This is a genomic window from Cryptosporangium japonicum, assembly GCF_039524755.1.
GTDB lineage: Bacteria > Actinomycetota > Actinomycetes > Mycobacteriales > Cryptosporangiaceae > Cryptosporangium > Cryptosporangium japonicum.
In genome coordinates, this window is the sequence record NZ_BAAAGX010000041.1 from 21627 (window position 1) to 28937 (window position 7311).

The following is a 7311-nucleotide window of genomic DNA, read 5'->3' on the forward strand; positions in this document are numbered from 1 at the left end:
CATGGCTACCGTTCACGACACCACGCTGGTCCCGACGAAGCTCGAGCTCCTCACCGCGTGGCTCCCCCGCCGGCCGTGGTACCGCGGGTCCGGCGTTCCGCGGCTCACCAAGGCCGGTGGCTTCCGGCTTGACGATCCGGCCGGTGAGGTCGGCATCGAGATCATGGTGGTCCTCGACGCCGCCAGCCCGGACGTGGACGCGTATCTCGTGCCGATGACCTACCGGGCGGCGCCGACCGAGGGTGAGCTCATCGGGACGATGGAGCACGGGGTGCTCGGCACGCGGTTCGCGTACGACGGGGACGGCGACCCGGTGCTGCGCGCCGCGCTGATCGCGCTGGTCCGCGGGGACGTGCAGCCGCAGGCGCAGTCGCGGAGCGACACCGTCGACCCGACCGTGCGCGTCGGGCTCCGGCCGCCGGTCTCGGACGTCACGATCCACCGCGTCCTGACGACGTCCGACGCGCCGCCGCAGCCCGGCGAGGTGTCCGTGCCGTGGCGCACCGCCGACGGCGGGGAGGCCCGCGGCGTCGTCGCGTCAGGACGCTAGTTGTTCGTGGCCGGCCCGGTTGATCTCCGACCAGACCGCGTCGAGCGACAGGCCGAGCACGTCGGCGATCGCGGCGATCGTCGGGAACGCGGGGGTGGCCACCCGGCCGGACTCGATCTTGCGCAGGGTCTCCGGCGACACCCCCGCGTCCAGCGCGGTGTGCAGCATCGAGCGCTCCCCGCGCGCGTTGCGCAGGAGGGCACCGAGGCGCTGTCCGCGTTCGACCTCTTCGGGCGTGAGTGGCAGCCTGACCATGCTGCCGATTCTAATACCGGGATACTATGGCCGGGATAGTTATTGGTGGCACGAGTTAGGCGTCGCATGATCGAGATCCTCAACCTCACCGACCTGCCCCGGGCCCGGGCCGCCGGCGCTCTCGTCGCGAACATCCTGCAGACGATGAAGGGCCGCAGCGAGGTCGGCACGAACCTCCTGGACATCGACCGGTGGACCCGGGAGATGATCACCGAGGCCGGCGCGGAGTCCTGCTACGTCGACTACGAGCCGTCGTTCGGGCGCGGGCCGTTCGGCCACTACATCTGCACGTCGGTCAACGACGCCGTGCTGCACGGCAAGCCGTACGACTACGCGCTCGCCGACGGCGACCTGCTGACCCTCGACCTCGCCGTCAACCTCGGTGGGATCGTCACCGACTCGGCGATCAGCTTCGTCGTCGGCCAGAAGCGGTCCCCGGCGGACCTGGCGCTGATCGACGCGACCGAGCGCGCCCTGAGCGCGGGCATCGCCGCGGCCCGGCCGGGTGCGCGTATCGGCGATCTCTCCGCGGCGATCGGCGCGGTGCTGAACGCGGCCGGCTACTCGATCAACACCGAGTTCGGCGGGCACGGCGTCGGGTCGACGATGCACCAGGATCCGCACATCTCGAACACCGGCCGCGCCGGTCGCGGGTACAAGCTGCGCCCCGGGCTGCTGCTGGCGCTGGAGCCGTGGGTCATGGCCGACACCGACGAGCTCGTCACCGACGACGACGGCTGGACCCTGCGCAGCGTGACCGGGTGCCGCACCGCGCACAGCGAGCACACGATCGCGATCACCGAGGAGGGCGCGGAGATCCTCACGCGCGCGTGACCGTTTAGCTCCGTACAAATGGGTTAAATGGTGTAAATGATCACCACGGTCGGACGTGCGGTGACGGCAGCCGGTCTCGCCGTCACCGCCGCGTTCTCCCCCGCGCCCAGCGCCGGGACGACGCCCGCCGCGCTCGTCCCGACGATCGTGCGTGCGCTGCCCGGCACCGCCACCGCGCCGTTCGACCGGGTCCGGCGGCTCGACGCGCCGCCCGGCTGGACCGTGACCGTGTGGGCGCGGGTACCGAGCGCCCGCCTGCTCGCCTGGACGCCGGACCGCCGCCTGCTGGTGTCCCGGCCGGAGTTCGGCGACGTCGTCGCGCTCACGCCCGGGCGCACCTCCCCCACCCAGCGCACGCTGGTCAGCGGCCTGAACAAGCCGCACGGCCTCGCGTTCGCCGGCTCGACGCTCTACGTCGCCGAGAGCGACCAGGTCGACGCGTTCACCTACCGCGCCGGTGCGCTCTCCGGCCGGCGCGTGGTCGTCGACGACCTGCCGGACGACCGGAGCCCCGAGCTGCGGGGCCAGTACTCGCACGAGCTGAAGAGCGTCGCGGTCGGTCCGGGCGGAGCGCTGTACGTGTCGGTCGGCTCGACCGGCAACATCACCGCCGCGGACCGCGACGCCCGGCCGGAGCGCGCCACGATCCTCCGTGCGACACCCGGTGGACGGCCGACCGTCTTCGCCCGCGGCGTCCGCAACGGCACCGGGCTGGCGGTCGCCCCCGACGGCGCGGTGTGGACCGCGGTGAACAGCCGGGACCAGGTCGCGTACCCGCACGACCGTGACCTCGACGGCGACGGGCGCTCCGACCGCGGCGCCGTGCTCCAGCAGTACGTCAACGACCACCCGTTCGAGCCGCTGGCCCGGCTCACCCAGGGCCGCGACCTGGGCTGGCCCTACTGCAACCCGGACCCGGGCCCCGGCTACACGCGCCGCCCGTTCGTCCGGGACGTCCAGACCAACCCCGACGGCGCGAAGCTCGACTGCGCGATGCTCCCGCCCGTCGAGCAGGGCGTGGGGGCGCACTCGGCGCCGCTCGGCCTGAGCTTCGCGTCCGGCGTCGGGAACCTCGGGCCGGGTGCGCTGCTGGGCCTGCACGGCTCGTGGAACCGTCAGCCGCCCCGCGCGCCGGAGGTGTCGTTCTTCGCCTGGCGGGGCGGGACGCTCGGCCCCCAGCAGACCCTGCTGACCGGGTTCCAGCAGCCCGACGGGTCCCGGTGGGGCCGCCCGGTGATGGCGGTGACGGGCCCCGACGACGCGGTGTACGTCAGCGACGACAAGGCCGACGCGATCTACCGCGTCACCGCGCGCTGAACCAGGTCGACGATCGTCTTCTCGACGACCGGCGACCAGCCCCGCAGCGCGAACGAGGTGGGCCAGAGGTCGCCGTCGTCGAGGTTCGCGGCGTCCTGGAAGCCCAGCGTCGCGTACCGGTATTTGAACTTGCCGGCGTCCTGGAAGAACAGCACGATCTTGCCGTTCTCGTCGGCGTACGCGGGCATGCCGTACCAGGTCTTCGGGGCGAGCTGAGGCGCGGTGTCCGTCACCAGCACGTGCACCCGCTCGGCGAGCGCCCGGTCGTCCGGCGCCATGGTCGCGATGCGGTCGAGCACCGCCTGCAGGCCGTCGGCCTTCTTCGCGCCTTTGCGCCCCTCGGCACGCAGCTCGGCGGTGCGCTCCTTCATCGCCGCGCGCTCCTCGGCGGTGAATCCGTCGGTCCGGGTGGTGGCCATGGTGTGCTCCCTCGTGGTCGGTGTGTCGTGAACGCTAGGCGTCCCACCCGACCGGTCGCTTCTTGATTCCTGACCGCCTGAACTCGAACCCGGCGGCCACCACCGCGCCGGCCAGACCGGCGACCGCGGCCGCGATCAGCACCCCGGACAGCCCGCCGCTCCGGAACAGCACCCCGAACAGGCCGACGCCCACCGTCTGACCCAGCTGCCGGAACGTGGTCAGCACGCCGGCGGCGAGGCCGGTGCGGTCCGGGGGCAGCGCCGCGAAGACCGCCGCGCCGAGCGCCGGCCCGAGCAGCCCGATGCCGACCCCGGTCACGGTGAGCCTGACCGGCAACGATCCGATCGACAGCACCGCACCCACGCCGGTGAGCAGGAGCCCGCCGCCGAGCACGCGCCGGCCCGGCCGCCCGCGCCCCGCGGTCAGCGAGGTGACGAACGCCGCCGCGGCCAGCGGCGCGAGCGCGAACCTGGCACGCAGCGGCCCGTACCCGAGCCCGGACTGCAGCCACACCGACACCCACACCAGCGCCCCGAACGGCGCGGTCGACGCCACCACGCACACGATCACCGCCGTGAACCGGGCCCGCGCGAACAGCCGCACGTCCAGCAGCGGGGCCGCGCTGCGCCGTTCCACGGCCCCGAACGCGGCCAGGGCACCCGCCGCCACGACCAGCCACCCGCTGCCGCCGGTCGTTACACCGTAGGTCAGGCTTCCGGCGGCCACCCCGAATGTGCCGGCACCGGCGAGGTCGACGCCGCGCCGCGCCCCACCGCGCGCACCGGGCCGGAGCGCGGCCGCGCCGAGAGCGGCGGTGAGCGCGGCGAGCGGCAGGTTGAGCAGGAAGATCGACCGCCAGCCCAGGTACTGGGTCGACACCCCGCCGAGCACCGGGCCGATCGCCGCGGCCAGGCCGGTCACCGCGCCGAACACGCCGAGGGCGCGTGCGAGGTCGGCGCCGCGGTACCCCTCGCCGATCAGCGCCACCGACGTCACCGCCAGCGCCGCGCCACCGACGGACTGTGCTCCGCGGGCCGCGATCAACGCCCCGGTGTTCGGCGCCAGCGCGCAGGCGAGCGACGCCGCCCCGAAGATCCCCAGACCGGCCAGGTAGACGGCCCGGGCCGTCCACCGGTCGGCCAGCGTGCCCGTCGTCAGCATCAGCACGGCCAGTCCGAGCGGATAGACGTTCGCCACCCACGACAGGTTCTCGAGCGAGGCGTGCAGGTCCGCGCCGATCCGGGGCAGCGCCACCGAGAGCACCGTGGTGTCGAGCAGGAACAGGAACGAACCGAGACAGACCGCCGCCAGCGGCATCCATTTGCGCATGCGGAGCAGCGTCCGGCCGGTGGCCCGCGACCCCCAGCCAGCACGCAATCACTGACGAAAACTGTCAGACTTCCCCTCATGCCGACGAAATCCGTCACGCTCGACGAGGTCGACGAGGGGCTCGTGCACGCTCTCCAGGTCGACGGGCGGGCCTCGTTCCGGCTCGTCGGCGAGGTGCTGGGCGTCTCGGAGAACACGGTCGCGCGCCGGTACCGACGCCTGCGCACGGCGGGGCTGCTTCGGGTGGCCGGCACGCTCGACGGTGCGGCGCTGGGCTACTCGGCCTGGACGATCCGGCTGCAGTGCCTGCCCGACGCCGCCGCACCGATCGCCGGAGCACTCGCCGCCCGGCCCGACACGTCCTACGTCTACCTGTTGTCCGGCGGCACCGAGATCTCGTGCAGCGTCCGGACGCGTAGCGCCGAGGAGAGCGAGGCGCTACTGCTCCGGACGCTGCCCCGCACGGCCCGGATCACCGCGGTGTCCGCCCATCTCCTGCTCGCCGGCTACGCGCTGCCCGACGACTGGGCCGGTCCGGCCCGGCTGACGGAGGACCAGGTCGCCCGGCTGACCCCACACCACGACGCGACCGAGCCGGTCACCCCGGGCCCCGCCGACCAGGTCCTGCTCGACCGGCTGGCCGCCGACGGACGCACCACCCACGCCGAGCTCGCCGCGGCGACGGGATGGTCGGAGCCGACCGTCCGCCGCCGCCTCTCCGGGCTCCGGCGGTCCGGTCTGCTCCGGTTCCTCGTCGACGTGCCACCGCACGTGCTCGGATTCCACGCCGAGGCCCGGCTGTGGATCTCGGCGCAGCCGTCGAAGCTGGACGAGGTGGCGTCCGCGCTCGCCACCCATCCCGAGGCCTCGCTGGTGGCCCTCACCACCGGTCCCACGAATCTGCTCGCCGCGGTCAACTGCCGCGACTCCGCCGACCTGGCGCGCTACCTCACCCGGCGCATCGGGTCGCTCGACGCGATCCGCACGCTGGAGACGGCACCGGTGATCCGCACCCTGAAACGGGCCGGCACCGTTCTCCCGATCGAGAGCGCATCGGCTCAGTACCGCCCGGTGACCGGCGTCCAGCGCTGATAGCTGCCGCCGTTGCAGCCCAGCGTGTAGATTCGGCCATCGGTGTTGCTGTCCAGGCAGAGCCCGGTCGAGAGATTACGCAGCGTCACCTGGTTGCCGTACCGGGTCCGGGTCCACACCTGGTAGTTGCCGCCGTTGCAGGCCAGTGTGTAGACACGCCCCGCGGTGTTGCTGTCGAGGCAGAACCCCGTCGCGAGGTTCCGCAGTGTGACGCCGCCGTCGGCCGAGCGCAGCACCCATTTCTGGAAGCTGCCGCCGTTGCACCCGAGGGTGTACGCCCGCCCCTCCCCGTTGCTGTCGAGGCAGAAGCCGGTCGCGAGGTCGCGGTAGGTGGTGTACGTCCCGGCCACCGCGGCGCTCGGCACCGCCGCCGCGACCGCGATTCCGGCCAGCGCTCCGCCGACCACGCACCGCGTAGAGATCTTCATGATTCCCCCATGAGATTTAGGGCTACATAGGGCGAATTATGGCACTTTGAGGCTCTTGCCGGATCCCACCGACAGCGATCACGCGTTATACGACCTGTTTGTCCAATTAAGACCTCCAGAAAATTGTTTCGGATTTACCATCCCGAAGCGGACCCTAAGAGTCCCTGAACAGGCCGTTCGGCCCTCGCGGACCGCCACGAACAGCGTTTAGGCTGCCCGGCCATGATGTCGATGTTGTCATCCGGCCCTTCCGCAACACGCAAACGTTTGACACCCCTCTGGGTCGGTCTCTCGGTACTCGTCCTCGTGGTCGTCGCCGGCGGTACCGCGGTCTTCTTCGCGACCACTAGCGACGCGGGCGCCTCCGCCGCCGAAAACGGCAAAAGACGCACCGCCGCCGAGCTGGCGCGCAAAGGCTTGAACTGCATGCAGACGACGCCAGTGACCGAGGGCGTCGCGCCGGCCCAGGAGCGCGTGAAGTGCTCGACCGGCGGCGGCGGCGACGCGGTCGTCTCGACGTTCGACAGCGCGAGCGCCGCCCGCCAGGACGCCGACCAGGCTTTCGGGAAGCTCTCCCGCAGCGCGAAAAAGGAACGCGGTGTAGTCGTCGGCCCGTACTGGACCGTCTCCTGCTCGTTCCGTCAGGTCTGCGAGGGAGCGCGCGACTACCTCGACGGCGAGCTGTTGTCCGACTAGGGCCTGCCTCGTCGGGCCGAGGTCGCGGATGCCGTGTGGGGGCGGATCGCGCGGTAGTCACGGGCCGGGGAGGCCGGTGGAAGGGCCACCGGCAGGTGCCCGATGCGATCGTGCGCACGCGGTCGATGGCCAGGCCGGCCACTAGCTGTCCGCCGGTCGAGCGGCGACAACCCGCTGCTCGACGAGATTTCCGTGTCCCGGCCAGGGCTCAGCCGGCGGCGAAACCGACCGGACCGGGTCGTGGCCGGACGAACGCCGAACGGAAATCGGTCAGCGGTGCGGCCGGCGCCGGGCAGGTGCGTAGCTGCCTCGCGCACACAGCCTGTCGGGACGGAACGGCTAGCGAGTGTCCTGTAAGTGGTTGAGCTGCGACTTCTGGTAATCGTGTGG

General features: G+C 72.2%; 9 protein-coding genes. 5 read left to right on the forward strand and 4 right to left on the reverse strand.

All coding sequences use genetic code 11. The annotated features are described in order from the left end of the window. The first annotated feature begins 1 nt into the window (after position 1). Positions 2–550: a maltokinase N-terminal cap-like domain-containing protein gene (locus ABD437_RS39180; protein WP_344654057.1), complete on the forward strand. Its 549-nt coding sequence runs from the start codon at positions 2–4 to the stop codon at positions 548–550. Here ABD437_RS39180 and ABD437_RS39185 read toward each other — a convergent pair. Beyond that, positions 539–805, reverse strand: coding sequence for a helix-turn-helix domain-containing protein (locus tag ABD437_RS39185; protein ID WP_344654058.1), 267 nt, complete (start codon positions 803–805; stop codon positions 539–541). The genes ABD437_RS39180 and ABD437_RS39185 overlap by 12 nt on opposite strands. Before the next feature lie 66 nt (positions 806–871). Here ABD437_RS39185 and map point away from each other — a divergent pair, with 66 nt between their 5' ends. Next, the gene (gene map / locus ABD437_RS39190) at positions 872–1639 is read left to right on the forward strand and encodes a type I methionyl aminopeptidase (RefSeq protein ID WP_344654059.1); all 768 of its coding nucleotides are present in this window, start codon (positions 872–874) and stop codon (positions 1637–1639) included. Between the two features lie 36 nt (positions 1640–1675). Beyond that, positions 1676–2956 carry a PQQ-dependent sugar dehydrogenase gene (locus ABD437_RS39195; RefSeq protein ID WP_344654060.1) on the forward strand — a complete coding sequence of 427 codons (1281 nt, stop codon included), beginning with the start codon at positions 1676–1678 and terminating at the stop codon, positions 2954–2956. On the opposite strand, the gene ABD437_RS39200 is transcribed toward ABD437_RS39195, so the two are convergent. Both ABD437_RS39200 and ABD437_RS39205 read right to left on the reverse strand, forming a co-directional pair. Further along, positions 2935–3375 (reverse strand): iron chaperone, encoded by a 441-nt coding sequence (locus ABD437_RS39200; RefSeq protein WP_344654061.1) that lies wholly within the window; start codon positions 3373–3375, stop codon positions 2935–2937. The genes ABD437_RS39195 and ABD437_RS39200 overlap by 22 nt on opposite strands. Before the next feature lie 34 nt (positions 3376–3409). Further along, positions 3410–4705: an MFS transporter gene (locus ABD437_RS39205; RefSeq protein WP_344654062.1), complete on the reverse strand. Its 1296-nt coding sequence runs from the start codon at positions 4703–4705 to the stop codon at positions 3410–3412. 78 nt (positions 4706–4783) lie between these two features. Between ABD437_RS39205 and ABD437_RS39210 the strand changes: the two genes are divergently transcribed. Continuing rightward, entirely contained in the window at positions 4784–5797 is a 1014-nt protein-coding gene (locus ABD437_RS39210; protein WP_344654063.1) for an Lrp/AsnC family transcriptional regulator, read from the forward strand. On the opposite strand, the gene ABD437_RS39215 is transcribed toward ABD437_RS39210, so the two are convergent. After that, positions 5764–6225 carry an RICIN domain-containing protein gene (locus ABD437_RS39215; protein WP_344654064.1) on the reverse strand — a complete coding sequence of 154 codons (462 nt, stop codon included), beginning with the start codon at positions 6223–6225 and terminating at the stop codon, positions 5764–5766. The two genes, ABD437_RS39210 and ABD437_RS39215, sit on opposite strands and share 34 nt — an antisense overlap. 222 nt (positions 6226–6447) lie before the next feature. On the opposite strand from ABD437_RS39215, the gene ABD437_RS39220 reads away from it, so the two are divergent. Continuing rightward, positions 6448–6921 (forward strand): hypothetical protein, encoded by a 474-nt coding sequence (locus tag ABD437_RS39220; RefSeq protein WP_344654065.1) that lies wholly within the window; start codon positions 6448–6450, stop codon positions 6919–6921. Positions 6922–7311 lie beyond the last annotated feature (390 nt).